The organism is Halomicrobium sp. HM KBTZ05 (assembly GCF_041530035.1).
Taxonomy (GTDB): Archaea; Halobacteriota; Halobacteria; order Halobacteriales; family Haloarculaceae; genus Halomicrobium.
The window spans coordinates 1,228,559-1,252,974 of sequence record NZ_CP168057.1; the positions used below are offsets into that span (position 1 = coordinate 1,228,559).

The window sequence follows — 24,416 nt, forward strand, 5'->3', positions numbered from 1 at the left end:
CACACGCAGTGTCTCTCCCTGATCCACTGCCCGAACGATCCCTCCGAAAGATCGCGACTCGCCCCGACGGTGGAGGGCCAGACCTATGCCGATCCCGGCCACACGTGTCACCGTGGACTCCGTCGACGTCAGCACCGTCGTGTACGTCTCGCCAGAGGAGGTCTACGAGTTCCTGATGGACTTCCCCGGCTACGCCCGCTACTCGAAGTACCTCACGGACGTAGAGCAACGCGGCGACGGGACGCCGGGCACGCAGTACGCGCTCCGCTTTGCCTGGTGGAAGCTCAGCTACACCGCCAGATCCGAGGTCGTCGCCGTCGATCCGCCGGACCAGATCGACTGGAAGATCACGAAAGACCTCGACGCCACCGGTCGCTGGCAGATCACGTCGCTCCCGGAAGAGCGACCCGCAGATGAGGACCACGCCACCGAAGTGCGACTCACGGTGAACTTCGATCCGGGGTCGGCGTCGTCGAGCGCGCTCGACCTCCCGCGGCTGGTGTCGATGGACTGGGTGATCGAGAAGGTAAAGCCGCTGATCCAGGAAGAGGCAGAGCGCGTGGTCGAGCGGATCGTCGCCGATCTGGAGGGGCGTCGGCGCGACGTGGAACTGACGATTCACACCAGTCCCGACGCCGTCTGATACTGTCGGCCGGCGCGCACGGACGACGTTCGCGATAGAGACGTGAACCGATCGATAGCGGCGCGGTCCTGGCCGAAGACGGCGTGCGCTACTCCGGGGTGTCGTAGTCGCCGCCGTACTTCATGAACACGTAGGCCAGTCCCAGCGTCGCGGTCATCACGACCGACGCGGCGACGCCGAGGGACTTGATGCTCTCGGGGACGGCTGGTGCTGCGCTACTGCTACCGCCGCCACCACCGCCACCGCCGCCACCGCCGGAGTCGGAAGTCGCGTAGTCGGTCCCGACGACGATCGCCCCTTTCATGTTGAGGCTCTTGTGCGGGGAACAGTAGTACGGGTAGATGCCGTCCTCCTCGAAGGTGTGTTCGTACTCGACACCGGTCGTCTCGACGGCATCGCCCGAGTCGAGTGGACCTTCTCCCTCGGAGACGACGTTGTGTCGCCCGCCTTCGCCGGTCCACTCGAACTGAACGGTCGCACCGTTGTCGACGTGGACGGCCGCCGGTCCGAAGCCGAAGGCCCCGCCGTTGGCCTGGGTGCCGACCTTGACGGTCGCCGAATCCTGGCCCGTCGCGTCGACGGTTTCGCCGTCGAAGTTGCTCACGCTGCTTAACCAGTCGCCGTAGTCCGGGGTGCCGCCACCGCCACCGTCGCCGCCCTCTTCTTCCTGGGCCGCCACGGTTCCGGCCGCCCCGGCGGCGGTCGCCGCGCCTGCGGCCGTCCGCATGAACCCACGGCGTGACACGTCGGCTGAACCCTCTGTCATACGCGGCGCTTGGGTGTCCCCCGTAGTATATACTTCGATACGGTTCCCCGGCCACTCATCGCCGCGCTGGTGCCCGCAGTCACACCGCACCGCCGGCTGTCGGTGAGGTGTCCAGTTGCGGTGACGGTTCCACAGCCACAAGCGGTTAAATGGGGGCCACCCAAACGACGAGATATGTCCACCGGGAGCGAACAGGGTATCGTCGGGGGGATCCGGATCGACATCAAACGGCTTCACGAGACCTGGATGGCGCTGATCTATCCCCGCCAGCGGGCCACGGACGAAGGCGTGTTGGGCAAGTGGACACCCGACAGCCAGTTCGGACTCGCGCTTTACCGCCTCTGGTCGGCTATCGGACTCCCGGTCGTCGTCCTGACGTATCCGCTCGTCTTGCTGGGTGCGTTTCTCCGGTTCCAGACGCGGCGAGTCGACAGCACCGCGACGCGACTCGGCGTCGTCGGCGTCGTCGTGCTGTCGGTGCTCGTCTGGGGGGCCCTGATCGCGCTCGCTCGGTACCAGCTCGACCTCGCGACCGGCGGAATCGTCGCGGTCGCCGCCGCCAGCCTCGTGGCGACTGTCTCGGCCGCGCTGGCGGTGGTCACACGCCGCGCTGGCGGACGAGCGGTGACCGTCTTCGTCTCGTACCCGTTCGGGGTGACGGCGATCTTCCTGCCGCCGGTCGTCGCGGCGCTGTTCTCGCCGGCCGTCGCCGACGCCGTGATCCCGCTGAGTGACAGCCTCGCACGCTGGCTCCTGTTCAACGTGATGGACCCGCTCGGTGCGGGGGACTTCCTCCGGGCCAACTTCGAGCGGGAGGGGGCCGCCCACGCAATCATCTGGTTCGGGATCTCCGTGCCGCTGGGCTGGCTGCTCGGACTCCTCGTGACACTCGCCGACCTCGTGCGCCCGACGTGACTGCCCGCGGGGATCACCGTCTCGACAAGGCTTTTGATCGCAGCAGCTAAGCGACACACATGGAGTTCAACACCACGGTCACCGCAGCCGCGTTCGTCGTCCTCTTCGGCGTGCTCGCCGGTGGGACGATCACCAGCCCCATGCCTCAGACGCTGAGCCTCGGTATCACCGGCGGACTGCTCGTGTTCGGACTACTCGTCCTGTTCGTCGGCGTCAAGCACGGCGAGTACCGCGCCAGCCACTAGCGAGCGGCCGAACCGATCGATTCCTCGGTCGAACTGTCGTCGTGCGGGTGGAAACAAGCCCTCTCAGTGGCTACCGTTGAGGACGGTTTCCGGATCGATCACGCGCGCTCCAGTCGCGGCTCCGTCCCCGACAGCCACGGTGCCGGACTGGTCTGCACCCAGCAGGATCGTCGCACCGGCTCGCATGGGAGCCAGCACACCGGCGACCAGCGTCCCCGGCTCGGTCAGCGGCGCGGCGATCGTCACCTCGTCGGCTGCGGTGAGATCGTTCTCGTCGACGACGCGGTCGGCTCCGGCCAGCAACTCGCCGTGAGTGTACGTGCGGTCGGCCGCCAGCACGGGATCGTCCGGATCGAGCTCTGCGGGCGGTGCCAGTGGGTTCTCGCTCCAGGCCTCCCGTTCGAGGTGTGCGACGGTCGGATCTTCGGGCGGTCCACCGTAGGCCAGTGCCTTCGTCCCGGGTGCCAGCTCGTAGCGGGCGACCCAGTCGTTGGGCGCGATCATCGCCTTCGCGTCGACGCTCGTCGGCGGTGCGGGGTCGACGACTGCGCCGTCGACCGCCGCCGCGAGGACGGCGAGGATTGGGTCCGGAGTCCCACCGAGCCAGCCCGGTTCGTCGTCCGCAGTCGGCGCTTTCGGACCGACGACGACGGCGACCCGTGCCCCCTCGCGCACGCCGTAGTGACGCAAGAGATTGCCGGTCTTCCAGACGTTGATCGCGAAGTCGGCGTAGCTGTACGGTGCGGTTCGTTCGCTCGACGCGAACAGCGAACCGTCGCCGTCGCGTGCGTCGGCGACGAGGTCCCCGAGTGTCTCCATGGCTGGGGGTTAGGACCGGGGGAAGAAAAGACGGCGGATCCGGCTACAGCGAGTTCTTCAGCTTCTCGAAGAACCCTTCGTCGACCGAGACCTCCTCGCCGCCGGCCTCGGCGAACTGCTTGAGGGCGTCGCGCTGTTCGTCGGTCAACTCGTCGGGCGTCACGACCTGGACCTCGACGTAGAGGTCGCCCTCCCCGCGCCGCCGGAGTCGGGGCATCCCCTTGCCCGAGAGGCGGAACACCTCGCCGCTCTGGGTGCCCGCCGGCACGTCGAACTCGACGGTGCCGTCGAACGTCTCGACCTCGGCGGTGTCGCCGAAGACGGCCTGCGGGAACGAGATCGGGAGGTGGTAGTGAAGATCTGCGCCGTCGCGGTCGAAGTCGGGGTGGTCACGGACCGACACCTCGATCAGGAGGTCGCCGTTGCGCGCGCCCCGGTCGCCGGGCGCGCCCTCGCCGTTCATCCGGAGAGTCTGGCCGTCCTGGATGCCGGCCGGGACCTCGACGGTCAGCGTCGCCTGGTTGCGGACCGTCCCGTCGCCGCGACAGGTCGAACAGGTCTCGTCGTACAGCGTCCCGTCGCCCTCACAGCGCCGGCAGGTCTGGGTCTGCTGGACGCGCCCCATCGGCGTCTGCTGGACGGTCGTCTGCTGTCCCTGGCCGTTACACTGCGGACAGGTCCGGGAGTCGCTGTCGGGCGGGTGGCCCTGTCCGTTACAGTCTGGACAGGTCTCGGGCCGGCGGACGGTGAGCTCTTTCTCGACGCCGCTGTAGGCCTCTTCGAGATCGATCGTGACGGAGGTCTTGAGGTCCTGGCCCTGCTGTGGCCCGCTGCTGGAGCGGCCGCCGCCGAAGAACTGGTCGAAGATGTCGCCCATCCCGCCACCGCCGCCGCCGAAGGGACCACCGCCGCCGGCACCGCCGAACGGGCCGCTCCCACCGGCACCGCCGGCACCGCCGACGCCGCCGTGTTTCTCGGCCTGCTCGAACCGCTCGTGGCCGACCTGATCGTACATCTGGCGTTTCTCCTCGTCGGTGAGGACCTCCTTTGCCTTCTGTATCTTCTTGAACTTCTCCTCGGCGTTCGGGTCGTCGGAGACGTCGGGGTGGTACTCCTGTGCTTTCTTCCGGTACGCGTCTTTGATCTCGTCTTCGCTGGCGTCCCGGGAGACCCCGAGTACTTCGTAGAAGTCCTCGCTCATTCGTTGTCCACCCGTAGACGATTGAGCTACTTGAAAAGAACGGGTCGGAGACGCGAGTGTGCGGTGACGTTTCGACGGCTCCGACCGGGCATCGACCGATTCAAGACGCTCCCTCGTGACTCCCGAAGCGATGGAAGTGAGCGACTACGTTCGGACGGCCTTCGGCGTCGAGCGCGTGGCCGTCTGGCTCGCGGCCGGCGTCGCCGTCGCCGTCGTCGTGCTCGCCGTCAGTGCGTCCGGGGCCGGGATCGTCGACCCGCCGACGGCCTCCTTCGACGGCTCTTACGACGCCGATACACACTCCGTGACGATCACCCACGCCGGTGGCGACGCCGTCTCGGCGGCGCAACTCTCGCTCGTCGTGACCGACGAGGCGGGGACGAACGTGGCGACCGTGAACTGGTCCGAGGACGGCAGCGAGCGACTCGCTCCCGGCGGGACGCTCTCGCTCGACGATCCGACGATCGACGCCGACGGTGACGGCGACTACTTCGACGCCGATCGGACGGTCGGCTTCCCCCTGACTGCCGGTGTGACCGTCGAGGTGCGCTGGACCGGCCGGCCGCTCGGTGCGGCCGGAGTGCAGACGGTGACGCTCGACACCTACGAGGTCGGCACGAACTGATCGACGCAGACTGATCGAGACGGACTGTTGCCTCGTTTTCCGACCGGACCCTAGTTCCAGGGCGCTGCCTCGAAGTCGAGGTGGCGATCCTCGCGTTCGATCCCGTCGATCGTCGCGATGTCCTCCTCGTCGAGTGCCAGATCGAGGCTCGCGTAGTTGTCTTCGATGTGTGCCCGACTGGTCGCCTTCGGAATCGCGACGACGTTGTCCTTCGAGCGCAGCCAGGCGAGACTGACCTGGGCCTCGCTGACGCCGTGTTTGTCGGCGATTTCGTTCAGTTTGGGGACCTCGAACACGTCGCCCCGTGCCAGCGGCGAGTACGCGACGAGGTAGTAGTCGTGTGCCTGTGCGTGGGCGACGAGCTCCGCTTGCTGGAGGAGCGGGTGCATCTCGACCTGGTTGGCAAAGACCGGTGCGTCCAGTACGTCCATCGCCTCCTCGACCAGTTCGGGCGTGAAGTTCGAGACGCCGACCTCCCGGATCAGCCCGTCTGCGACCAGTTCGTCGAACGCCGGCAGCGTCTCCTCGGCGTCGTACTCTCCGGTCGGCCAGTGGACGTAGAAGAGATCGAGAGCGTCGACGCCGAGTCGATCGAGGCTCTGCTCGGCCGTCTCGATCACGGCGTCGTAGGTCAGCCCCGTCGCCTGTGTGTGGGCCTTCGAGGCGAGGACGAACGCCTCACGGTCCACGTCGGCGCGTGCGATCCCCGCACCGACGTGTTCCTCGTTGCCGTAGATGTCGGCGGTGTCGACGTGGCGATACCCCATCTCCAGGGCCGTCTGAACGGCGTTCGCGCACGCCTCGGGGTCCGTGTTCTCCCACGTTCCGATACCGACCGGTGGTAGCTCGGTCATACCGAAACGTTGCGAACTGGGAACAATGGGTGTTGTGGTTGCTCCCCTCGAAGTGAACGCGCCGGACGACCCCAATCGCGACATCATCTTAGATAACCAACCGGTATCTAAATAGTCCACCCCGCTGAACGTGTCTCCAGGTGTTGTCAATGGACAACAATACTGGGGATGGGACGACGCCGCTCGGGCACCTCGACAGTGGGACCGACGCAACTGGCGACCTGCCGGATCTGGACGGGCTCTTCGACGCGCTCGCGTCGACAGTCAGGCGGCAGACGCTGTGTCATCTCTTCGACGAGCCCCGAACGACGGTCGAGACGCTGGCAGCGCTGCTCGCCAGCCAGCGTTCGACCGCCGACGGCCCGGTCGACCCGACCGAGCGAGACCGCGTCGCGATCGAACTCCGGCACGTCCACCTCCCACAGCTCGCCGACGCGACACTGATCGAGTACGACAGCACCACCGGCGACGTTCGACTGCGTGAGTTTCCAGACCCGGTTCGAGACCTTCTCCGGTTCACACAGCGATACGAACGTGCGATCGAAGACGGATCGTCGGACGGCGTCGACGGGAGTCGTCTTTAGAAACGCGGCGACTCGAAGACTCGCCAGTCTCGAAACACGAGAAGCGCGGACGACTCTTCGTCGTCGTCACCCTTGAGAAGCTCACTTCGTTCGCGCAGACACCGGAAGGCGCGCTCGCTTCGCCGTGCGCGCCTTTCGAGCCGACGAGAACGACTCAACTCGCGTTACTCGTCGTCGTCAAACTCGAAATCTTCATTCCGTTCAGATTTCGAGACACCGGAAGACATGCTCACTCCGTTGTGCGCGACTTCCGGGCCGACGACGAAGACTCGTCCCTTCAGTCCTCGTCTTCGTCGTCGACGTCCTCAGAATCGGAGATTTCTGATGGGCTCAGGAGGACGACTCTTCGTCGTCTACTTCGAAAAGTTCGCTTCGCTCACTTTTCGAAACACCGGGAGAGCAAAGCTCTCCCGAGCAGATGAAGACGACGACTATTCGTCGTCGTCTTCATCTACGTCTTCGAAGTCGGCGTCGACGTACTCCTCGCCCTGGCCGGCAGCGCCGCCAGCGCCCGCCGCACCGCCGGGGCCAGCGCCGCCCATGCCGCCCATACCGCCGGCACCGGCAGCACCGCCAGCGCCAGCAGCGCCTTCGGCGGCCTGCTCCTGGTACATCTGCTTGCCGATCTCTTGGAGCTGTTCGGTCAGGGACTCGGTCGCGTCCTCGTAGTCCTCGCGGTCGGCGTCCTCGTCTTCGAGGACCTCCTCGACGGTCTCGATCTCGGCTTCGATGTCTGCCACGAGGTCGTCGTCGACCTCTTCTTCGTTCTCCTCGATGAGGGTCTCGGCGCGGCGCACCGCGGACTCGGCCTCGTTGCGGGCCTCGATGGTCTTGCGGCGTTCCTCGTCCTCTTCGGCGTGCTCTTCGGCTTCCTGCTGCATCTCCTCGATCTGTTCGTCCGAGAGGCCGGCACCGCCCTCGATGGTGATGTCCTCCTTGTTGCCAGAGCCTTTGTCCTCGGCGGAGACGTTGACGATCCCGTTCTCGTCGATGTTGAAGGACACTTCGATCTGGGGCGTTCCGGCGGGGGCCGGCGGGATGCCGGTCAGCGCGAACTCGCCGAGCAGTTCGTTCTCGTTGGCGATCTCACGCTCGCCCTGGAACACGCGGATCTGGACCTGCGTCTGGTTGTCCGCCGCGGTGGTGAAGATCTTCGACTCCTCCGTGGGAATCGTGGTGTTCTTCTCGATGAGTCGCTCGAAGAGACCGCCCTTGACTTCGACACCCAGCGAGAGTGGCGTCACGTCCAGCAGGACGATGTCGTCCACGTCGCCCGCGAGGACGCCGCCCTGGATCGCCGCGCCCAGCGCGACGGCCTCGTCGGGGTTGACGTTCTTTTTCGGCTCCTGGCCGGTCATCTCCTCGACCTTGTCCTGGACCTGTGGCATCCGCGTGGACCCGCCGACGAGGATGACCTCGTCGATGTCGCCCTTGTCGTAGTCGGCGTCTGCGAGGGCTTGCTCCGTCGGGCCGACGGTGCGCTCGATGAGGTCCTCGGTCAGGGACTCGAAGGTCGCGCGCGTGATCTTCTCTTCGAGGTCCAGGGGACCGTCGTCGGTCGTCGCGATGAAGGGGAGGTTGACGCGGGTCTCCTTTCGCGAGGAGAGTTCGATCTTCGCTTCCTCGGCGGCCTCGGTCAGGCGCTGGAGGGCCTGGCGGTCGTCGCGCAGGTCGATCCCGTGCTCGTCTTCGAACTGGTCGGCGAGGTAGTCGATGATCGCGTGGTCCCAGTCGTCGCCACCGAGGTCGTTGTCACCGTTCGTGGCGACGACCTCGTAGACTCCGCCGCCCAGATCGAGGATCGAGACGTCGAAGGTCCCACCACCGAGGTCGTACACGAGCACCGTCTGGTCGGAGTCGTCGTCGAGCCCGTAGGCCATCGCCGCGGCAGTCGGCTCGTTGACGATGCGCTCGACCTCGAAGCCGGCGATCTCGCCGGCGTCCTTGGTCGCCTGGCGCTGGCGGTCGTTGAAGTACGCGGGGACGGTGATGACGGCCTTCTCGATCTCGTCGCCGAGGTACTCCTCGGCGTCGCGCTTGATCTTCTGGAGGATCATCGCCGAGACCTGCTCGGGGGTGTAGTCCTCGCCGTCGAGTTCGACCGAATAGTCGTCCTCGCCCATGTGGCGCTTGATCGACTGGATCGTCTCGTCGGGGTTCTTGACGGCCTGGTTCTTGGCCGGCTTGCCGACGAGGCGCTCGCTGTCGTCGAACGCGACGACCGACGGTGTCGTTCGCTCGCCTTCGCTGTTCACGATGATCTCGGGGTCGCCCCCTTCCATGACCGCGAACGCGCTGTTCGTGGTCCCGAGGTCGATTCCGAGAATCTTGTTGCTCGCCATCTTACTCGTCTATACCCGATTGCGCCGGTTAAAAGTTGCTAGATTCGATAGCGAGGAACCACGGGGAGGGACCGCATGCGTACCGTTTTCGACCAGTGGTGACTATTCGACCGGTGGATATAAACCCAACCACAATACAACCGTTCAGAGTGGTTCTACGCCGGACTCGTCAGGCGTCGGATCGAGCGTCTACTCGCCCTCGCTGACGGTGACCTGTGCCTCCCGGAGCACTTTCTCGGCCATCACGTAGCCCGCCCGGTGGACCTCGTCGATGGTCCCCTCGGGCTGGTCGGAGTCGACGCGAGCCAGTACCTGGTGGTACTCGGGGTCTACGTCGGCACCCGGCTCGGGCTCGATCACGTCGACGTTCTCGGCGTCGAGCACGTCGTCGAACTGCCGGAGCGTCGACGCGACGCCGTCGCGGATGTCCACGTCTTCGTCCTGTTCGAGCGCGCGCTGGAGGTTGTCGCGCACGTCGAGCAGTTTCGAGACGAGGTCTTCCGTGGCGCGCTGTTTCTCCTCCTCGCGGCGCTTTTTCATCCGCTTCTTGTAGTTCTGGAACTCGGCCTGCTTGCGCTTGAGCTTCGACTCCAGCTCGTCGATCTCCGCGTCGCGCTCGTCGACCGCCCCTTCGAGGCCGTCGACGCGTGTCCGTAGCGACGCCAGTTCCGTCGCGATCGCCTCGGGATCGGACTCGGCGACCCGGTCGATCAGTTCTTCGTCGACGGCCTCGTCGCCACGCTCCTCGGATGCGGCCTCGCCCGACGCGTCGGCGTCCCCTCGTTCGGTTCCGCTCTCGTCGGCTTCGCCGGACGACGCCTCGGTCTCTGCCGCGTCCTGCTCGGTCATACCTGTAGCAGGGGGTCGCGCGGGTAAAAGAATTACAGAATCCGGTCGTCAGGATTGCGGTGACGCGTCGGTCGACACCGCCCGACTCTGGTTACAGTCCCTCCGAACTGGTGGTCGCCCGAGTGCCCGCGCCGGTCTCCTCGACGCTGACCGTGTAGGAGCCGCTGCCCCGATAGGAGTCGACGAGGATACCGACCGAGTCACCGATCTCCGACAGCGTGACCGACTCCTCGCTGTCGCCCGACACCGACCGTGCGTCGTAGTCGTTGGTCGTCGGCGTCCGGCCGTCCGCGGTGACGTAGAGATCGAAGTCCGTCCCCGACGGTCCCGAGAGGTCGACCGTCACGTCACAGGTCGACGAGAACTGGCTCGTCCAGGTGTAACTGTCGCTGTCTCGCCAGCCGGTGAGCTGTCCGTCGGCACTCCCAGAGGCGCTCTGACTACAGTCCCCGCCACCGCCGCGTGAGACGTTCACGACGACGCCGTCGGTCGTCGAGGCACCGCTGTCGTCGGTCACGGTCAGGGTCGCCTGGTACTCGTCGGCAGCGTCGTAACTGTGTTCCACGGTCACGCCCGAGCCGGTGTTCCCGTCTCCGAAGTCCCACTGGTAGCTCTCGATCGTGCCGTCGGGGTCGGACGAGGCGCTCCCGTCGAAGGTCACGGTCTCGCCGACGCTGGGGTCGGTCGGATCGGCGGCGGCGGCGGCCGACGGTGTCTCGTTGTCCGGCGGGTCGCCGCTGGCACGGACGATGTCGGCGGCGTCGACGCGGCCCGAGCCCTGCTGGTCGCCGGGTAGTCCGACGCCGTCGGCCGTCGACTTGAGCCGTTCGCGGAGCTGACTCGCCGACAGGCCCGGCTCGGCGGCCTTCCCCAGTGCCGCGACCCCCGCAGCGACGGGCGAGGCCATCGACGTTCCAGAGAAGGAGTCGTAGCCGTCGTAGGGCACCGTCGACAGGACGTTGACTCCCGGTGCAGCAACTTCGATCTCCGGGCCGCGGTTCGAGAAGTTCGCGAGTTCCTCGTTCGGATCCAGCGCGGAGACGGCGACACACTCGTCGTAGGCAGCGGGATACGAGACGGAGCCGCCGTCGTTACCCGCCGCGCAGACGACGAGCACGTCGTTCTGGTCGTAGGCGTACTCCACCGCTCGCTTCAGCGTCTGGGTGTAGCCGCCCCCGCCCAGCGACATGTTGATGATGTCCACACCCTGGTCGGTCGCCCATCGAACCGCGTCGGCGATGTCGGACAGCGCACCGCCGCCGCCACCACCGAGTGCTCGGGCGCTCAACAGTCGCGAGTCGCTCACGCCCGCGACGCCGACGCCGTTGTCGGTGTCTGCCGATGCACACCCGCTGACGTGGGTCCCGTGGGATTCACTGGCAGATCCCGGGGCGGGGTCGCCGTCGCCGTCGACGAAGTCCCGGCCGGGATTGCTCCCGAACAGGTTCGTCAGGTCCGGGTGTTCGTACTGGGTGCCGGTGTCGACGATGGCGACGGTCACGTCTGTACTGCCCAGCGTCGTGTCCCAGGCTGCCGCTGCGTTGACCTGCTGGGGCGCGTACTGGTCACCGAACCGCGGGTCGTTGGGCGTCAGCTGGGTTTCGTAGGTGACGTTGTCCTCCACGTAGGCGACGTTTGGCTGACTCTCGAACTGCTGTCGGACCGACTCGCGTTCGGACTGTGTGCTCACCTCTGGGAGCTTGACGGCGAGGTAACCGAGCGCCTCGTTGCGGTGGACCACCGACGTGTTCGCCGTCGTCGCGGCCGAGACCTCAGACTCGACGTCGGCCGTGCTGACGCCCCGCTTCGCGCCGACGATCAGTTCGTCCGGCTTCGGCCCGGGGCTTCGACCGGGAGTCGCACCCGTCACGCCGACACCGGCGAGTGCCCCAAGTGCTCCGATGGATTTCAATACCCCTCTGCGTCGCCAGGTCTGTGTGCCACGTGTCATGGCGTCCTGTTAATCAAACACCACATACTTATCACTGGCTCTAAGTTTACTTTACAATATCATATCGGAGAATGATGGATAGTCTATAATTAGTTCGATCTGATTGGTAATCGCTTCGAGCGCTCGTGCTTGTCTCTGTTGTCCGATTTCGGGCTTCAATTTACGACTGGTGGTGTATCGGGCTACTGAGCGTAACAGAATGTATCGGCCGCCGCGAACTTCACCGCCAAAATAATTGGCAGCGGGTGATGGAAGATTCGCTCGACGGTACGCCGGTCCGACGAAATGTGTCGATGGTGTAGAATAACCAAATACTGGATGGTTTCCAGACGGATCGTCTGATCGGTGCCGATCCGTCGCCAGCGTTTTGCCCCGGACCGCCCAACCGGGCGACGATGGCACGACTGTCGTACGAGGAGGGGACGATCCGCCTCTCGGAGGGACTGCCCGGCGATCTCCCTGGCGTCGAGTACGACGCTCGCAGCGAGACCGGACGGGCACCGGCCTACCGCTACGCCGCCGTTCGGGCGGCCCTCGACGAGCGCGGCGTCGCCTACGAGGACGACGTGCTCGATCTGCCGACGCTGCCGCTCGAATCGACGTACGAACTCCGGGACTACCAGCAGGCGGCACTCGACGCCTGGCGAGACAGCGGCGATCGCGGCGTGCTCGAACTGCCGACCGGGAGCGGCAAGACCGTCGTCGGGATCGCGGCGATGGAGGCACTGGCGACGCCGACGCTGGTCGTCGTGCCAACGATCGACCTCCTCGACCAGTGGCAGTCGGAACTCGAACGAGAGTTCGACTGCGAGATCGGCCGCATGGGCGGGGGCGAGCAGCGCGTCGCGGACGTGACCGTCGCCACATACGACTCGGCGTACCTCCGGGCCGACGAACTGGGCGACCGCTTCGGACTCGTCGTCTTCGACGAGGTCCACCACCTCGGCGGCGAGGGGTACCGCGACATCGCCCGCCTGCTCGCCGCGCCGGCTCGTCTCGGGCTCACGGCGACCTTCGAGCGTCCGGACGGTGCCCACGAGGTCGTCGCGGAGCTGATCGGCGACCTCGCGTCCCGGATCGCCGTCGACGAACTCGCTGGCGACCACCTCGCTGACTACGACATCAAGCGCATCGCGGTCGCACTGACCGAAAGCGAGCGAGCGACCTACGAGCGCCACCAGGAGACGTTTACCAGCTACCTCCAACGGTCCTCGATCACGATGCGGTCGGGCAGCGACTACCAGGAACTGGTCAAGCGGTCCGGCACCGATCCCGAGGCGCGCGAGGCCCTGCTGGCCAAGCAGCGCGCACGCGAAGTCATGATGAACGCCGACCGGAAGGTCGAGCGGCTCGCGACGATCCTCGACCGCCACCGCGACGACCGCGTGATCGTCTTCACGGCCCACACGGATCTGGTCTACCGGCTCTCAGAGCGGTTCCTGCTGCCGGCGATCACCCACGAGACGGGAGCCGACGAGCGCCGCGAAATCCTCGAACGGTTCCGCGAGGGCACCTACTCTCGCATCGTCACCGCCAACGTCCTCGACGAGGGGATCGACGTGCCCGACGCGAACGTCGCCGTCCTCCTCTCTGGCAGCGGCAGCGAGCGGGAGTTCACTCAGCGCCTCGGACGGATCCTGCGGCCGAAGCGAGACGGCGACAGAGCGATCCTCTACGAACTGATCAGCGAGGAGACGGCAGAGGAGAACGTCGCCGCCCGGCGTCGGTGAGCGACGCCGGCCTTTTGCCGATCGGTGCCCGACAGTCTGCCGTGCTCACGAAGGACCTGCTGCGCGTCTCGCGAGCGGGCGGGGGATACCACCCGCAGTTTGCCGACGACGCCGACGAACCGCTGGCTGCCCGCGTAATCGGCACCTATCAGGGCCACGTCGGCGAGGCCCGCGAGACACTCCAGACGGCGCTGACCGACCTCGAACGAGGGGCCGACGACTTCAAACTCGTCCGTGGGCTGGCGAAACTGGTCGAACGCGAAGCCACCTTTGAGACCCGGACAGCGGTCCCACCGGCGCGAGCCCGCCGCGCCGCCTTCGAGGCCGGCGAGGCCGTCGGCGTCGTCTCCGAGGACGAGCGACGCGCGGCGATCGAACGGGCGGCCGACGGACTCGCCGTCGACGCCGCCGACATCGAGCACTCGCTGTACGCCGACCGCGAGTGCCGGCAGGTCCTGACCGGCGTCGACACGCGCTGGGACCCCGCCGAACTGATCGCCCAGTACAACCTCTCGCTGGCACAGACGGCCCTGTTCGACGCGACCGAGGTCCGCCTCCGATCGAGCGATCCCCGGACGCTCGTCTCCGCGGTCAAGCGCCTCCGTCTCATGTACGAGATCGAAGTCACCGACGAGGGCCGAATCGTCGTCGTCACCGGCCCCGACCGGCTCTTCCAGCAAACGCGGCGCTACGGCACACGCTTTGCTCGGCTCCTGCGAACCGTCGCCGCCTCGGCCGCCGAGTGGACGCTCCGGGCGACGATCGACGACCGCGGCACCGAGCGCACCCTCCGGCTCACCCACGAAGACGTGTCGGTCCCCGCCGTCGAGCCGGTGACCGACGTGAGCTACGACAGCGGCGTCGAGGCCGACTTCGCCGCCCGCTTCGAAGCGCTGGATCTCGACTGGGAACTCACCCGAGAACCGGAACCGCTGGCCGCCGGCTCCCGCGTCGCGATCCCCGACTTCGCCTTCGACTACGAGTACGCCGACTTCCGCGTGTTCTTCGAGATCATGGGGTTCTGGACGCCCGAGTACGTCGAGAAGAAACTGGCACAGCTGGCCGAGATCGACGACGTGGAGCTGCTCGTCGCCGTCGACGAGAGCCTCGCCGCCGACCAGCAGTCGGCCTCGAACCGGACCGAGTCCAGCGACGTTACCGCGGAGATCGAGGCCCGCGACCACCGAGCGATCCCCTACTCGGGCACCGTCCGGATCAAGGACGTTCGCGACGCACTGCGGCGATACGAGTCGGAGCTGACGGCGGCAAACGCCGAGACGCTCCCCGAGGAACTCACGCCCGACGCCGACGTGCTCACGCTCGCTGAACTGGCCGCGGCACACGGCGTCAGCGAGGCCACTGTCGAAGACCGATCCGTTCCCGACCACGAGCGCGTCGGGCGGACGCTGGTCAGGCCCGCCGTGCTGTCGGCAGTCGACGACGAGATCGAGACCGGGATGTCGCTGTCGGCCGCCGAGACGATCCTCGACGAGTACGGGCTCGACGACGCCAGCGCCGTCCTGTCGGCGCTCGGATACCGGGTCGAGTGGGAGGGCCTGGACGGCGGGACGATCCGAAAGAAGTGAGCAATCCGGTCCGTTACAGCTCCCGCTGGCGACCCTTGGCGACCTGTGTCTTGAGTTCGCCGTAGGTGTACAGGCCGACGCCGAGGGGTTCGGTCGTTCCGGCGATGTCGTGGGTGACGATGAGGTAGCCCCAGTCGCCGTCCCACTCGATCTCCTGGTCTTCGCCCGCGACGAAGGCCCGTGCGGCGTTCCGGTCGAGGTGGAGGACGTTCTCGCTGGCCCGGTCGCCGAAGCGCTGGACGGCGTCGGTCGTCGGCTTCCAGAACTCCTGGCGGGTGCGCAGGAACGTCATGCCGAGTCCCTGGATGGGGACCGTGTCGGGTGCCTCGCCGCGGAACAGCCAGATCTTGCCGTTGCCTCGCTCCCAGAAGGTGTAGGGTTCGAACACCTCGCGGGGGATGCCGAACCGCTCCGGCCAGTAGTCCAGAATCTCCTCACGGGTGGGCGCGTCGGGGTCCTCGCGGGCCGCGTCGTCGACCGGCACTCGGTCGAAGGTCACGTCGCCGTGGGTCATGCTGTGACCTCCAGTTTCGCGCAGAAGAACCCGCCGGTGTCGTTGTGGTGGGGGTAGATCCGGTGGGCCTGCCGTACGCTGTCGTCGTAGGACTCGCCCTGCCACTCGGTGACGCCGCTGGTCGAGTCGAGCGAGATCTCGAAGGGGACGAGTCGGCACGCCTCCGTTTCGAGCGCGTAGTCCAGCACCGCCTCGTTCTCCTCGGGCGCGAACGTACACGTCGAGTAGACGACGGTCCCGCCGGGCTTCGTGGTCTGGATCGCGCGCCGGAGCACGCCCTTCTGGACACCGGCGATGCCCTCGACGTGTTCGAGCGTCCACTCGTCGAGCGTGTCCGGGTTCTTGCGGACCGTCCCCTCGCACGAACAGGGCACGTCCACGAGCGCGCGGTCGTACTCCGCGGCGTCGTCGTCACCGAACGGCTTCAGCGAGTGGTTGCGGGCGTCCTCGTGGGTGACGGCGACGCTGGTGAGCCCGAGCTGTTCGGTGTTGGTCCGCAGCGCCGAGAGGCGGCCGAGGTTGGAGTCGGTCGCCACGACGACGCCGTCGTCCGCCTGTCGGGCCGCGATCTGTGAGGTCTTGCTCCCCGGCGCGGCACAGGCGTCCCAGATCCGCTCGCCGGGCTGTGGATCGAGGACGCGGGCGGGCACGGCCGAGACCTCTTCCTGCCCGTAGATCCAGCCGTGGAAGTACGGCCAGTTCGCCCCCGGCTGGTCGTCGGGGAGTCGCAGGAGGCCGTCGTGCCAGTCGGTTCGTTCGACGGTGATGTCCTCGTCTCGCAACGCCCGGATCGCCCGGTCGACGGTCGTCTTGAGCGTGTTGACTCGAACGACCGGCGGGAGCGGGCGCGCGCAGGCGTCGCGGAACGCCGAAAAATCATCGATCAGCGGTTCGTACCGCTCCAGAACGTCCATTGGCGGTGCGTATAGCGGTCGCACGCTTGTCTGTTTCGGAGTGGCGCGCTCGGGGCGACCGAGACGGTTGCCTGGTCGGCGGCCGGCCCCGACTGTTAACTCCACGGACGCGCTGGTTTCGGGTATGGCACACATTGCAGTCCACCGTGACGACCTCGAGCTGGAATCGCCGACGCTCGTCGAGGGGCTTCCGGGGGTCGGGCTGGTCGGCAAGATCGCGGCCGATCACCTGGTCGAGACCTTCGAGATGACCGAGTACGCCTCGATCCACTGCGACGGGCTCCCGGAGATCGCCGTCTACCGACAGGGCGACCAGCAGCTCAAGCCGCCGGTCAGGCTCTACGCCGACGCGGAGCGGGAGCTGCTCGTCCTCCAGAGCGACGCGCCGGTCTCGCCAAGCACTGCCGACGAGTTCGCCACCTGCCTGACGGGCTGGCTGGCCGACAACGACGTGACGCCGATCTACCTCAGCGGGATGCCGGCCAAACGCGAGGGGACGGCGTCGATGTACGGCGTCGGGACCGGCGACGGGAAGACGCTGCTCTCTGGGGCCGACATCGGCGCGCCGACGATCGACGGCGCGGTCACGGGGCCGACCGGTGCTCTGCTCCACGTCGCACAGCGCCAGGGCCTCGACAGCGTCGGGCTCGTCGTCGAGGCGGACAAGCAGTTCCCCGATCCGGCGGCGGCACGCGTCGTCCTGCAAGACGGTGTCCAGCCCCTCGCGGGCATCGACATCGACACGGAAGTACTGGTCGAGCACGCCGAGGAGATCAGCGAGGCGAAGGCGGACCTGGCTGCGCAGATGCAGCAGGCGAACGACGAATCCACGAGCGCGAAGCCGCTCGGGATGTTCCAGTGACGATGTCGACGACACGTACGGTCGGGCGGCTGTTGCTCGTCGCCGCTGTCACGATCGCAGTCGGCCTCGTCGGCTGGCTCGCGTTCTACGTCCTGCCGGGGAGCCTCGCCGACCTCCTCGGTGTGGTGTTCGTCGTCCTCGCGATCGTGGCCGGCGTCAAGCTCGGGGGCTCGATCGCCGGCTCGCTCCTGCCCGGCTACAACGTCGCGGAGGTGGCCGTCGAAGGGCCGATCAGTCGCGACGGCGGCGGCTCGATCACCAGTCCTCCGGTCGGTGCGCGGGCCGAGGACATCGTCGAGCAGATCGAGCGCGCCGACGACGACAGCGCGGTCGACGCGCTGCTCGTCAAGCTGAACACGCCCGGCGGCGAGATCGTCCCCAGCGAGGACATCCGGCTGGCCGCCGAGCGCTTCGACGGCCCCACCGTCGGCTACGCGACGGACGTGTGTGCCTCCGGCGGGTACGACATCGCCGCCGGCTGTGACGAACTCTGGGCGCGCGAGGGGAGCATCGTCGGCTCGATCGGCGTCATCGGCTCGCGGGTCAACGCCAAGGAGCTCGCAGATCGGGTCGGGCTCTCCTACGAACAGTTCACCGCGGGCGCGTTCAAAGACGCCGGGACCCCGCTCAAGGAGTTCGAGCAGGAGGAACGCGAGTACCTCCAGTCGATCGTCGACGACTACTACGAGCAGTTCGTCGACACCGTCGCCGAGGGGCGGGAGCTGGACGCCGCCGAGATCCGCGACACCGAGGCCCGGATCTTCCTCGGCAGCGAGGCCCACGAGCTGGGACTGGTCGACGAGATCGGGACGCGACGAGACGTCGAGGCGAAACTGGAGGCGCAACTGGGCGAGCCAGTCACCGTCGAGGCGTTTGAGCCGTCTCGCGGGCTGGCCGGCAGGCTCCAGACCGGTGCCCAGACGGCCGCCTTTGCGCTCGGGGCCGGTGTCGCGAGCGCGTTCGACGGGGATCTCGACGGCCTCTCCTTCCGTCGGTAGGCCGTCGCCCTGGCGAGGATTTTTATTCGGGCGACGTGACCAGACACACGTGACGACGCTGGTGGTCTGTATCGACCGCGGGGGGACGTTTCCGCCAGACACATCGCTCCCGGTCGCGGGCTACGACGCCGTCGAGGCGCTCGTGACCGAGGTCGGGCTCGCGGACCCGGAAGACAGCCGCGTGAACACGATGCTGGAGGGGCTGCGGGTGAGCAATGACCTGGAAGCCGACGGCGACGACGCGATCGTCACGGTCGTCGGCGACCGCGGTGACGGCGTCAGCGCCGACCGGAGCGTCGCCAGACAGGTGGACGAACTGGTCGAGATCCACGATCCCGACTCCGCGGTCGTCGTCGTCGACAGCGCGGAGGACGAGCGGCTGGTCCCGATCATCGAGAGCCGCCTGCGCGTCGACGCGGTCGACCGCGTGGTCGTCCGGCAGGCCCGGGACATCGAATCGACGTACTACCTGCTCAAGCAGTTCCTCGCCGACGAGGAGTTGCGCAAGACCGTCCTCGTCCCGCTGGGGATCGCACTGATCGCGCTCCCCTTGCTCTTGCTGGTCACGTCGCCCACCTTCGCCGTCGGGGCCATCGCGGCCGCCGTCGGCGCGTTCCTCATCTACAAGGGGCTGGGGATCGACGAGTACCTCTCGCGGCTCCCCGGCGAGATCCAGGAGGCCCTGTACTCCGGGCGCGTGTCGCTGGTCACCTACGTGGTCGCCGCCGGTCTGGCGCTGGTCGGCGTCTTCGTGGGTGCGCTGGGCGTGCGGTCGACCGGCGACCAGAGCGCGTTCATCCACGCCATGCGCTTCGCGTTCGACGGCGTGCCGTGGTTCACGGCGGCGGCACTCGCGGCCGCCACCGGCCGGCTCATCGACGAGCTCATGCAGCGCGACTCGATCCGCTCGGCGTACGTCAACCTCCCGTTCGGGACGATCGCCGTCGGACTGGTCGTCCGTGGGTTCTCCGAGTACTTCCTCGAACGGGCCGGGGCCATCGGTCAGTTCCAGATCGGACCGGCGACGATCGGCCCGGTGCTGATCGAGGCCGTCACGCTGGAGCGAGGCCCGCGGCTCGCAGTGTTCATCCTCGGCGGGATCCTCGTGAGCCTGATCGGCGTCCGCTTTGCCGCGTACTTCAGCCAGTCGAGCGTCCAGGACGAGTTCGTCGAGTAGGCCGCCGCTCACTCCTCGGCCGTGACAGTGATCACCGGTACCGGTGCCGTCCGGACGACCAGCTCCGCGACGGTGCCCAGCAGGATCTCGCCGATCCCCCGCGTGCCCGTCGTTCCCATCACGATCGCGTCGATGTCGTTCGCGTCGACGTACGCCGTGATCGCCTCGTGTGGCGACCCGTGTTCGACGGCCGTCACGAGCGTGCCGATGTCGCGCTCGCTCGCCATCGGCTCGACGTTCTCGACGGCGGCCTCGGCGGCAGACTGGGAGTCGCTTTCGTCGCCACCCAGTCCGAGCACAGAGCCCGACTCGGCGACCGAGAGCGCGTGTGGCGTCCCGTCGAGCGCGGCCGCCAGATCGAGCCCGTGTTCGACGGCCGCGGTCGCCGCCGGGCTCCCGTCGGTCGGCAGCAAGAGCCGCTCGTAGGGGAACGTCGTTCTGGTCTCGTCTGCCAGACGGATCGTCAACACCGGGATCTGGGACAGCTGGATCACCGTCTCGGTGACGCTGCCGAGCAGCCGCCGGGAGATCCCCGTCCGCCCGTGTGTCGGCATCGCGATCAGATCGAAGCCGTACCGGTCGGCGTAGTCGACGATTGTTCGTGCGGGACCGCCGGAGACGACGTCCGTCTCGTAGTCGACGCCGCTGCTCGCCAGGACAGTGCCCGCTTCGCCGACGATCTCTTCGCCGGTCTCGACCAGCGAGTCGACGACGTCGCCCTGCACCCGGGTCACCGAGTCCAGCGTCGTGTCCGCGACGAACAGCGCGGTCACCGACGCGTCCTGGGCGGCCGCGATGTCGGCGACGTGATCGACCGTCCGCCTCGCCCCGTCGCTGCCGTCGATCGGCAACAGGATTCGGTCGTACATGTCTCGACGTTCACACGCCGACGGCAAAGGTGTTCCTGCGGGAATCCACATCGCTTTATTCGGCCGCGGGCAAGGGCGGGTATGACCGACGCGTGGGTGAGTCTGTTCTCGGGTGGCAAAGACTCTGCGTGGGCGCTGTACCGCGCCCTGGAGAGCGGCCGCGACGTGCGGCGACTCGTCACCGTCCATCCCTCCGACGACTCGTACATGTACCACATCCCGGCGACCTCGCTGGCGACGCTGGCCGCCGAGAGCATCGGGATCGAACTCGTCGACGTCGAGCCCGACGACCTCGCGGCCGAGAGCGCCGTCGACTCGAGCCAGCAAGGCGACGCCGAACTGGAGCCACTGGAGGCGGCACTGGAAACGCTCGACGCGGAGCTTCCGGGCGGCGTGGCCGGCGTCACCGCCGGGGCCGTCGAGAGCGAGTATCAGACGAGCCGGATCCAGGCGATGTGTGATCGCCTCGACGCCGAGCTGTTCGCCCCGCTCTGGCAGGAGGAGCCGCGAGCACTCGCCGACGCCATGCTCGCGGCCGGGTTCGAGATCCGAATCATCCAGGTGGCCGCCTACGGACTGGACGAGTCCTGGCTCGGGCGGACGCTCGACGAGGCGGCGCTCGACGAACTGGCGGCGCTCAACGAGGCGTACGGGGTCCACATCCTCGGCGAGGGCGGGGAGTTCGAGACGCTCGTCACCGACGGCCCCCACATGGATCGCCCGATCAAGCTCTCGTACGAGACGGAGTGGGAGGGCGACAGGGGCGCGATCCGCATCGAGGACGCGTGGCTGGGCGACGGCGAGTGAGTCGTTTCGGCGGTGACCCTTTCAAAAGGAGGACGCGCTCAAGCGGCGTGACCGCCGGGCGGTCGCTCATTTCCCTCGTCGTCTCCCTCGCCGTGCTCGTCGTTTCCTGGCAGCACCTTCGGCACGTAGTGTACCGTCGCCAGCGTCAGCAACGCGAGCGCGACGATCGTCGTGACGATGAGTGCCACTGCGGCGTTGGTCGCAACCATATCCGTCGATCCACCGTGACGGGCAAAATATCTGCCGCTTCGAACGCTACAGCAGTTGCCGGAACTCTCCGAGCGGGGGGAAATCGAGGCGTTCGTCGCCGGCCTCGTCCCAGACGAGCGGACGGAACTGGTCGACCGACCGGATCAGCGGCGACATGAACTCGTCGGCGCGCATCTCGTTGACCCGCACGCCGGCCAGCAGGCGGTTGAACGCCGGCACCATCACCACGTCAGCGTGCTCGTAGGCGTCCTCGGCGACGAGATAGCACGGGCGTCGCTGCCCCTCGATCTCGATCGTCGGGTGGTCGTGGCCGACGATGTACCGCTCACCGGCGGTCTCGGGGGCCTCGTGGCCGTGACAGATCACGGTGTCGCCGACCGCGTACTCGGGCGTGGTCGCCCCGTCCCACACCGAGTCGAGCATGGTGTCGTGGTTCCCGGGCGTGACGATCGGGCGCGCGTCGTGTGCGCGACAGCGCTGTTGGATCTCCGTGAGGGTGTCCGAGACCGTCCGCGGGACCGTGGTAAACGAGTGCAACAGGTCGCCAGCGATCACGACCGTCTCGGGCTCGTGGCGCGCCAGCAGCCCGTCGAGTCGATCCAGCGTGTCGGTACTGTCCCCGACCGGCAGTTCCAGGTTCGAGGACCCCTTGCCGACGTGGAGGTCGGCCAGTACCAGCGTCTCCCCGACGACGACGGCCCGGTCGTCGTAGGTGAGTTCCATCGCCTCTCACTCGGGCTGGCTCGGGCAAATGCCTGACGGGTCGCTCCGAAATCGCAGGGTTTCCGTACGCGGACGACGAACCCAGGGTATGAGCGATCTCGAAGACGCCGTCGACGAGTTCCTGGCAGCGGCCGACGACTGCTACGCCGACTACGACCGAGGATACGACGACGCCGACGCGGCTCTGCGTCGACTGGAAGCCCACATCGACGATCTGCGGGCGGCCGCCGACGAGTGATACGGAGCGGGCGCGGCCACCACACGCCGTCGCCGCCAGCGGCCGGATCATCAAGAGTTATCGGCCCCGAAGCCGGCCGGTAGAGTATGACAGAGTTCTCCCGTCGAGTCGAGCAGGTGTCGATCTCGGGGATCCGCGAGGTCTTCGAGGCCGCGGGCGAAGACGCGATCAACCTCGGGCTGGGCCAGCCTGACTTTCCGACGCCAGACCACGCCCGTCAGGCTGCGGTCGAGGCGATCCAGGCGGGGAAAGCAGACGCCTACACGTCGAACAAGGGGACCCGCGAGCTACGGGAGGTGATCGCGGACAAGCACGCGCGCGACAACGATCTGTCGGTCGATCCCGACGACGTGATCGCGACGGCCGGCGGCAGCGAGGCGCTGCACATCGCGCTTGAGGCCCACGTCGACGCGGGCCAGGAAGTGATCTTCCCCGACCCCGGCTTCGTCTCCTACGACGCGCTGACCCACCTCGCTGGCGGGACGCCCAAGCCGGTCCCGCTGCGGGACGATCTGACGCTCGATCCGGCGACCGTCGAGGAGGCGATCACCGAGGAGACGGCCGCCTTCATCGTCAACAGTCCGGCCAACCCGACCGGGGCGGTCCAGTCGCCCGACGACATGCGCGCGTTCGCTCGCATCGCCGACGAACACGACGTGCTCTGTCTCTCCGACGAGGTGTACGAACACATCGTCTTCGACGGCGAACACCGGACGCCAGCGGAGTTCACCGAGACGGGCAACGTCGTCGTCGTCAACGCCTGCTCGAAGAGCTACTCGATGACCGGCTGGCGGCTGGGCTGGGTCACGGGTGCCAGCGACCGCATCGAGCGCATGCTGCGGGTCCACCAGTACGCACAGGCCTGTGCGAGCGCGCCGGCTCAGTTCGCCGCAGAGGCGGCGCTCTCGGGGCCACAGGACGTGGTCGAGGAGATGCGGGCCGCCTTCGAGCAGCGTCGTGACGTGTTGCTGGACGGCCTCGAAGACATCGGCCTGGAGTGTCCCACGCCAGAAGGGGCCTTCTACGCGATGCCGAAGGTGCCCGAGGGGTTCGTCGACGAGTGCATCGAGCGCGGTGTCGTCGTCGTCCCGGGCGAGGCCTTCGGTGCTCAGGGCGCGGGCTACGCCCGCATCTCGTATCCCGTCGACGTGGAGACGCTGAAGGAGGCGCTGTCGATCATGGACGAGGCGCTCGCGGCCGTCGAGTGACGCTCCGGAACGTCTAATATCACCGCCGGTGAACGTTTGACTATGCGCCCTGAACGCTCCCTCCCCGCAGCGTCGCATCGAGCCGCCTCGATCGCCCTCACCGCCCTCTCGTGGACGATGACCGCCTTCGGCCGTGCGTTCGCGCTGTGTCTGTCGGCGCTGGGATGGACCTGGACGATCGCTCGCTCGACGCTCGCGACAGCCACGCGAAAAGGCCGGTCGCTCCTCTCTGGTCCGGTCAAGCGCGGACTGGCCGGTCCCGTTCGCCACGGCCTGCTCGGCCGTCGTGTGGCGGTGTCGCTGCTGGCCGGACTGCTGTCGGTCCCGCTGGCACTCCTGACGACATGGTGGGTCAGGTCGACCATGGGGTACGCGACGCTGGAAGCGTGGGTCCGCGGGACCTGGTACGGCACCGAGCCGGCGCTGGTCGTCTTCCTCGGTGTCGCGGCACTGCTCGTCCTCGCCACCGCGAGCGCAGCGATCAACTCTGGGCTGGTGCCGACGACCCTGCTCGTCGCGGGACCGGTCTTCGGCGTCGGCGTCGCCCGGTACGGCACGACCGTCACCTACGAGTACGGCGCGAGCGTCGTCTCGCTCCCCGACGCCGTCGCGATCGCGGCTCTGTTCGCGGTCGCCTTCGGGACCCCGATCGCGGTCTGTGGCTTCGTCCTCGGGAGTGCACTCCGACGCGTGACCGCGGTTCTCGCCGACGGCTCCGGTCCGCTGTCCCGACTGGCCGACATCTGAGTCGAATTTGGAACGGAGTTAGCCCACAGTGTGGATCGT

At 67.4% G+C, this 24,416-nt stretch carries 26 protein-coding genes; 14 read left to right on the forward strand and 12 right to left on the reverse strand.

Annotated features, from left to right (window positions below; genetic code table 11):
* Positions 1 to 112 precede the first annotated feature (112 nt).
* Positions 113 to 643 (forward strand): SRPBCC family protein, encoded by a 531-nt coding sequence (locus ACAH01_RS06340; protein ID WP_346775259.1) that lies wholly within the window; start codon positions 113 to 115, stop codon positions 641 to 643.
* A gap of 88 nt (positions 644 to 731) precedes the next feature.
* Here the strand turns inward: ACAH01_RS06340 and ACAH01_RS06345 are convergent, their stop codons facing one another.
* A complete protein-coding gene (locus ACAH01_RS06345; protein WP_372480599.1) occupies positions 732 to 1,409 on the reverse strand; it encodes a halocyanin domain-containing protein in 678 nt (225 codons plus the stop codon).
* Between the two features lie 174 nt (positions 1,410 to 1,583).
* Between ACAH01_RS06345 and ACAH01_RS06350 the strand changes: the two genes are divergently transcribed.
* Positions 1,584 to 2,324, forward strand: a complete 741-nt coding sequence (locus tag ACAH01_RS06350; protein WP_372480600.1) for a hypothetical protein — start codon at positions 1,584 to 1,586, stop codon at positions 2,322 to 2,324.
* Positions 2,325 to 2,383: 59 nt separating this feature from the next.
* Entirely contained in the window at positions 2,384 to 2,569 is a 186-nt protein-coding gene (locus ACAH01_RS06355) for a hypothetical protein (protein ID WP_153553892.1), read from the forward strand.
* A gap of 63 nt (positions 2,570 to 2,632) precedes the next feature.
* Here the strand turns inward: ACAH01_RS06355 and ACAH01_RS06360 are convergent, their stop codons facing one another.
* Positions 2,633 to 3,388 (reverse strand): hypothetical protein, encoded by a 756-nt coding sequence (locus ACAH01_RS06360; RefSeq protein WP_372480601.1) that lies wholly within the window; start codon positions 3,386 to 3,388, stop codon positions 2,633 to 2,635.
* Positions 3,389 to 3,431: 43 nt separating this feature from the next.
* Complete coding sequence (gene dnaJ / locus ACAH01_RS06365; RefSeq protein ID WP_372480602.1) at positions 3,432 to 4,589, reverse strand: molecular chaperone DnaJ; 1,158 nt, start codon at positions 4,587 to 4,589, stop codon at positions 3,432 to 3,434.
* A 130-nt stretch (positions 4,590 to 4,719) separates the two neighbouring features.
* Between dnaJ and ACAH01_RS06370 the strand changes: the two genes are divergently transcribed.
* Entirely contained in the window at positions 4,720 to 5,214 is a 495-nt protein-coding gene (locus ACAH01_RS06370; RefSeq protein ID WP_372480603.1) for a type IV pilin, read from the forward strand.
* 50 nt (positions 5,215 to 5,264) lie between these two features.
* On the opposite strand, the gene ACAH01_RS06375 is transcribed toward ACAH01_RS06370, so the two are convergent.
* Entirely contained in the window at positions 5,265 to 6,068 is an 804-nt protein-coding gene (locus ACAH01_RS06375; protein WP_372480604.1) for an aldo/keto reductase, read from the reverse strand.
* A 149-nt stretch (positions 6,069 to 6,217) separates the two neighbouring features.
* Here ACAH01_RS06375 and ACAH01_RS06380 point away from each other — a divergent pair, with 149 nt between their 5' ends.
* Complete coding sequence (locus tag ACAH01_RS06380) at positions 6,218 to 6,652, forward strand: hypothetical protein (RefSeq protein WP_372480605.1); 435 nt, start codon at positions 6,218 to 6,220, stop codon at positions 6,650 to 6,652.
* Between the two features lie 431 nt (positions 6,653 to 7,083).
* On the opposite strand, the gene dnaK is transcribed toward ACAH01_RS06380, so the two are convergent.
* The 3 genes from dnaK to ACAH01_RS06395 all read right to left on the reverse strand — a co-directional run bounded on the left by dnaK (position 7,084) and on the right by ACAH01_RS06395 (position 11,755).
* A complete protein-coding gene (gene dnaK / locus ACAH01_RS06385; protein WP_170094878.1) occupies positions 7,084 to 8,994 on the reverse strand; it encodes a molecular chaperone DnaK in 1,911 nt (636 codons plus the stop codon).
* Between the two features lie 189 nt (positions 8,995 to 9,183).
* On the reverse strand, positions 9,184 to 9,843 hold the full coding sequence (gene grpE / locus ACAH01_RS06390; protein ID WP_170094876.1) for a nucleotide exchange factor GrpE: 660 nt from the start codon (positions 9,841 to 9,843) through the stop codon (positions 9,184 to 9,186).
* Positions 9,844 to 9,934: 91 nt separating this feature from the next.
* Positions 9,935 to 11,755, reverse strand: a complete 1,821-nt coding sequence (locus ACAH01_RS06395; protein ID WP_372480606.1) for a S8 family serine peptidase — start codon at positions 11,753 to 11,755, stop codon at positions 9,935 to 9,937.
* Positions 11,756 to 12,189: 434 nt separating this feature from the next.
* Between ACAH01_RS06395 and ACAH01_RS06400 the strand changes: the two genes are divergently transcribed.
* Positions 12,190 to 13,524 carry a DEAD/DEAH box helicase gene (locus ACAH01_RS06400; protein ID WP_372480607.1) on the forward strand — a complete coding sequence of 445 codons (1,335 nt, stop codon included), beginning with the start codon at positions 12,190 to 12,192 and terminating at the stop codon, positions 13,522 to 13,524.
* Positions 13,525 to 13,565: 41 nt separating this feature from the next.
* The gene (locus tag ACAH01_RS06405; protein ID WP_372480608.1) at positions 13,566 to 15,110 is read left to right on the forward strand and encodes a DUF790 family protein; all 1,545 of its coding nucleotides are present in this window, start codon (positions 13,566 to 13,568) and stop codon (positions 15,108 to 15,110) included.
* Positions 15,111 to 15,123: 13 nt separating this feature from the next.
* On the opposite strand, the gene ACAH01_RS06410 is transcribed toward ACAH01_RS06405, so the two are convergent.
* A complete protein-coding gene (locus ACAH01_RS06410) occupies positions 15,124 to 15,624 on the reverse strand; it encodes a hypothetical protein (protein WP_372480609.1) in 501 nt (166 codons plus the stop codon).
* Positions 15,621 to 16,538, reverse strand: a complete 918-nt coding sequence (locus ACAH01_RS06415) for an RsmB/NOP family class I SAM-dependent RNA methyltransferase (RefSeq protein ID WP_372480610.1) — start codon at positions 16,536 to 16,538, stop codon at positions 15,621 to 15,623. Before ACAH01_RS06415 ends, ACAH01_RS06410 begins: the two co-directional genes overlap by 4 nt.
* Before the next feature lie 124 nt (positions 16,539 to 16,662).
* On the opposite strand from ACAH01_RS06415, the gene ACAH01_RS06420 reads away from it, so the two are divergent.
* From ACAH01_RS06420 to ACAH01_RS06430, 3 genes are read left to right on the forward strand one after another with little or no spacing between them, the layout of a single operon-like run.
* The gene (locus ACAH01_RS06420; RefSeq protein WP_170094852.1) at positions 16,663 to 17,400 is read left to right on the forward strand and encodes a proteasome assembly chaperone family protein; all 738 of its coding nucleotides are present in this window, start codon (positions 16,663 to 16,665) and stop codon (positions 17,398 to 17,400) included.
* Positions 17,401 to 17,402: 2 nt separating this feature from the next.
* The gene (gene sppA, locus ACAH01_RS06425) at positions 17,403 to 18,398 is read left to right on the forward strand and encodes a signal peptide peptidase SppA (RefSeq protein WP_170094850.1); all 996 of its coding nucleotides are present in this window, start codon (positions 17,403 to 17,405) and stop codon (positions 18,396 to 18,398) included.
* Between the two features lie 49 nt (positions 18,399 to 18,447).
* Positions 18,448 to 19,575, forward strand: a complete 1,128-nt coding sequence (locus ACAH01_RS06430) for a DUF373 family protein (protein ID WP_170094849.1) — start codon at positions 18,448 to 18,450, stop codon at positions 19,573 to 19,575.
* An 8-nt stretch (positions 19,576 to 19,583) separates the two neighbouring features.
* Here ACAH01_RS06430 and ACAH01_RS06435 read toward each other — a convergent pair whose 3' ends face one another.
* On the reverse strand, positions 19,584 to 20,444 hold the full coding sequence (locus ACAH01_RS06435; RefSeq protein WP_372480611.1) for a universal stress protein: 861 nt from the start codon (positions 20,442 to 20,444) through the stop codon (positions 19,584 to 19,586).
* Between the two features lie 81 nt (positions 20,445 to 20,525).
* Between ACAH01_RS06435 and ACAH01_RS06440 the strand changes: the two genes are divergently transcribed.
* Entirely contained in the window at positions 20,526 to 21,251 is a 726-nt protein-coding gene (locus ACAH01_RS06440; RefSeq protein ID WP_372480612.1) for a diphthine--ammonia ligase, read from the forward strand.
* A gap of 38 nt (positions 21,252 to 21,289) precedes the next feature.
* On the opposite strand, the gene ACAH01_RS06445 is transcribed toward ACAH01_RS06440, so the two are convergent.
* On the reverse strand, positions 21,290 to 21,460 hold the full coding sequence (locus ACAH01_RS06445; protein WP_372480613.1) for a hypothetical protein: 171 nt from the start codon (positions 21,458 to 21,460) through the stop codon (positions 21,290 to 21,292).
* A 46-nt stretch (positions 21,461 to 21,506) separates the two neighbouring features.
* A complete protein-coding gene (locus ACAH01_RS06450) occupies positions 21,507 to 22,184 on the reverse strand; it encodes a metallophosphoesterase (RefSeq protein WP_372480614.1) in 678 nt (225 codons plus the stop codon).
* Between the two features lie 88 nt (positions 22,185 to 22,272).
* Here ACAH01_RS06450 and ACAH01_RS06455 point away from each other — a divergent pair, with 88 nt between their 5' ends.
* From ACAH01_RS06455 to ACAH01_RS06465, 3 genes are all read left to right on the forward strand, one after another.
* Complete coding sequence (locus tag ACAH01_RS06455) at positions 22,273 to 22,422, forward strand: hypothetical protein (protein WP_018258172.1); 150 nt, start codon at positions 22,273 to 22,275, stop codon at positions 22,420 to 22,422.
* Positions 22,423 to 22,508: 86 nt separating this feature from the next.
* Positions 22,509 to 23,630 carry a pyridoxal phosphate-dependent aminotransferase gene (locus ACAH01_RS06460; RefSeq protein WP_372480615.1) on the forward strand — a complete coding sequence of 374 codons (1,122 nt, stop codon included), beginning with the start codon at positions 22,509 to 22,511 and terminating at the stop codon, positions 23,628 to 23,630.
* A 42-nt stretch (positions 23,631 to 23,672) separates the two neighbouring features.
* Positions 23,673 to 24,377 (forward strand): hypothetical protein, encoded by a 705-nt coding sequence (locus ACAH01_RS06465; protein ID WP_372480616.1) that lies wholly within the window; start codon positions 23,673 to 23,675, stop codon positions 24,375 to 24,377.
* Positions 24,378 to 24,416 lie beyond the last annotated feature (39 nt).

Coding starts and splice junctions, on each gene's coding strand:
- ACAH01_RS06345 (WP_372480599.1), bottom strand. CDS start 1,409: ATGACAGAGGGTTCAGCCGACGTGTCACGCCGTGGGTTCATGCGGACG.
- ACAH01_RS06350 (WP_372480600.1), top strand. CDS start 1,584: ATGTCCACCGGGAGCGAACAGGGTATCGTCGGGGGGATCCGGATCGAC.
- ACAH01_RS06355 (WP_153553892.1), top strand. CDS start 2,384: ATGGAGTTCAACACCACGGTCACCGCAGCCGCGTTCGTCGTCCTCTTC.
- ACAH01_RS06360 (WP_372480601.1), bottom strand. CDS start 3,388: ATGGAGACACTCGGGGACCTCGTCGCCGACGCACGCGACGGCGACGGT.
- dnaJ (WP_372480602.1), bottom strand. CDS start 4,589: ATGAGCGAGGACTTCTACGAAGTACTCGGGGTCTCCCGGGACGCCAGC.
- ACAH01_RS06370 (WP_372480603.1), top strand. CDS start 4,720: ATGGAAGTGAGCGACTACGTTCGGACGGCCTTCGGCGTCGAGCGCGTG.
- ACAH01_RS06375 (WP_372480604.1), bottom strand. CDS start 6,068: ATGACCGAGCTACCACCGGTCGGTATCGGAACGTGGGAGAACACGGAC.
- ACAH01_RS06380 (WP_372480605.1), top strand. CDS start 6,218: ATGGACAACAATACTGGGGATGGGACGACGCCGCTCGGGCACCTCGAC.
- dnaK (WP_170094878.1), bottom strand. CDS start 8,994: ATGGCGAGCAACAAGATTCTCGGAATCGACCTCGGGACCACGAACAGC.
- grpE (WP_170094876.1), bottom strand. CDS start 9,843: ATGACCGAGCAGGACGCGGCAGAGACCGAGGCGTCGTCCGGCGAAGCC.
- ACAH01_RS06400 (WP_372480607.1), top strand. CDS start 12,190: ATGGCACGACTGTCGTACGAGGAGGGGACGATCCGCCTCTCGGAGGGA.
- ACAH01_RS06410 (WP_372480609.1), bottom strand. CDS start 15,624: ATGACCCACGGCGACGTGACCTTCGACCGAGTGCCGGTCGACGACGCG.
- ACAH01_RS06415 (WP_372480610.1), bottom strand. CDS start 16,538: ATGGACGTTCTGGAGCGGTACGAACCGCTGATCGATGATTTTTCGGCG.
- ACAH01_RS06420 (WP_170094852.1), top strand. CDS start 16,663: ATGGCACACATTGCAGTCCACCGTGACGACCTCGAGCTGGAATCGCCG.
- sppA (WP_170094850.1), top strand. CDS start 17,403: ATGTCGACGACACGTACGGTCGGGCGGCTGTTGCTCGTCGCCGCTGTC.
- ACAH01_RS06435 (WP_372480611.1), bottom strand. CDS start 20,444: ATGTACGACCGAATCCTGTTGCCGATCGACGGCAGCGACGGGGCGAGG.
- ACAH01_RS06440 (WP_372480612.1), top strand. CDS start 20,526: ATGACCGACGCGTGGGTGAGTCTGTTCTCGGGTGGCAAAGACTCTGCG.
- ACAH01_RS06445 (WP_372480613.1), bottom strand. CDS start 21,460: ATGGTTGCGACCAACGCCGCAGTGGCACTCATCGTCACGACGATCGTC.
- ACAH01_RS06450 (WP_372480614.1), bottom strand. CDS start 22,184: ATGGAACTCACCTACGACGACCGGGCCGTCGTCGTCGGGGAGACGCTG.
- ACAH01_RS06455 (WP_018258172.1), top strand. CDS start 22,273: ATGAGCGATCTCGAAGACGCCGTCGACGAGTTCCTGGCAGCGGCCGAC.
- ACAH01_RS06460 (WP_372480615.1), top strand. CDS start 22,509: ATGACAGAGTTCTCCCGTCGAGTCGAGCAGGTGTCGATCTCGGGGATC.
- ACAH01_RS06465 (WP_372480616.1), top strand. CDS start 23,673: ATGCGCCCTGAACGCTCCCTCCCCGCAGCGTCGCATCGAGCCGCCTCG.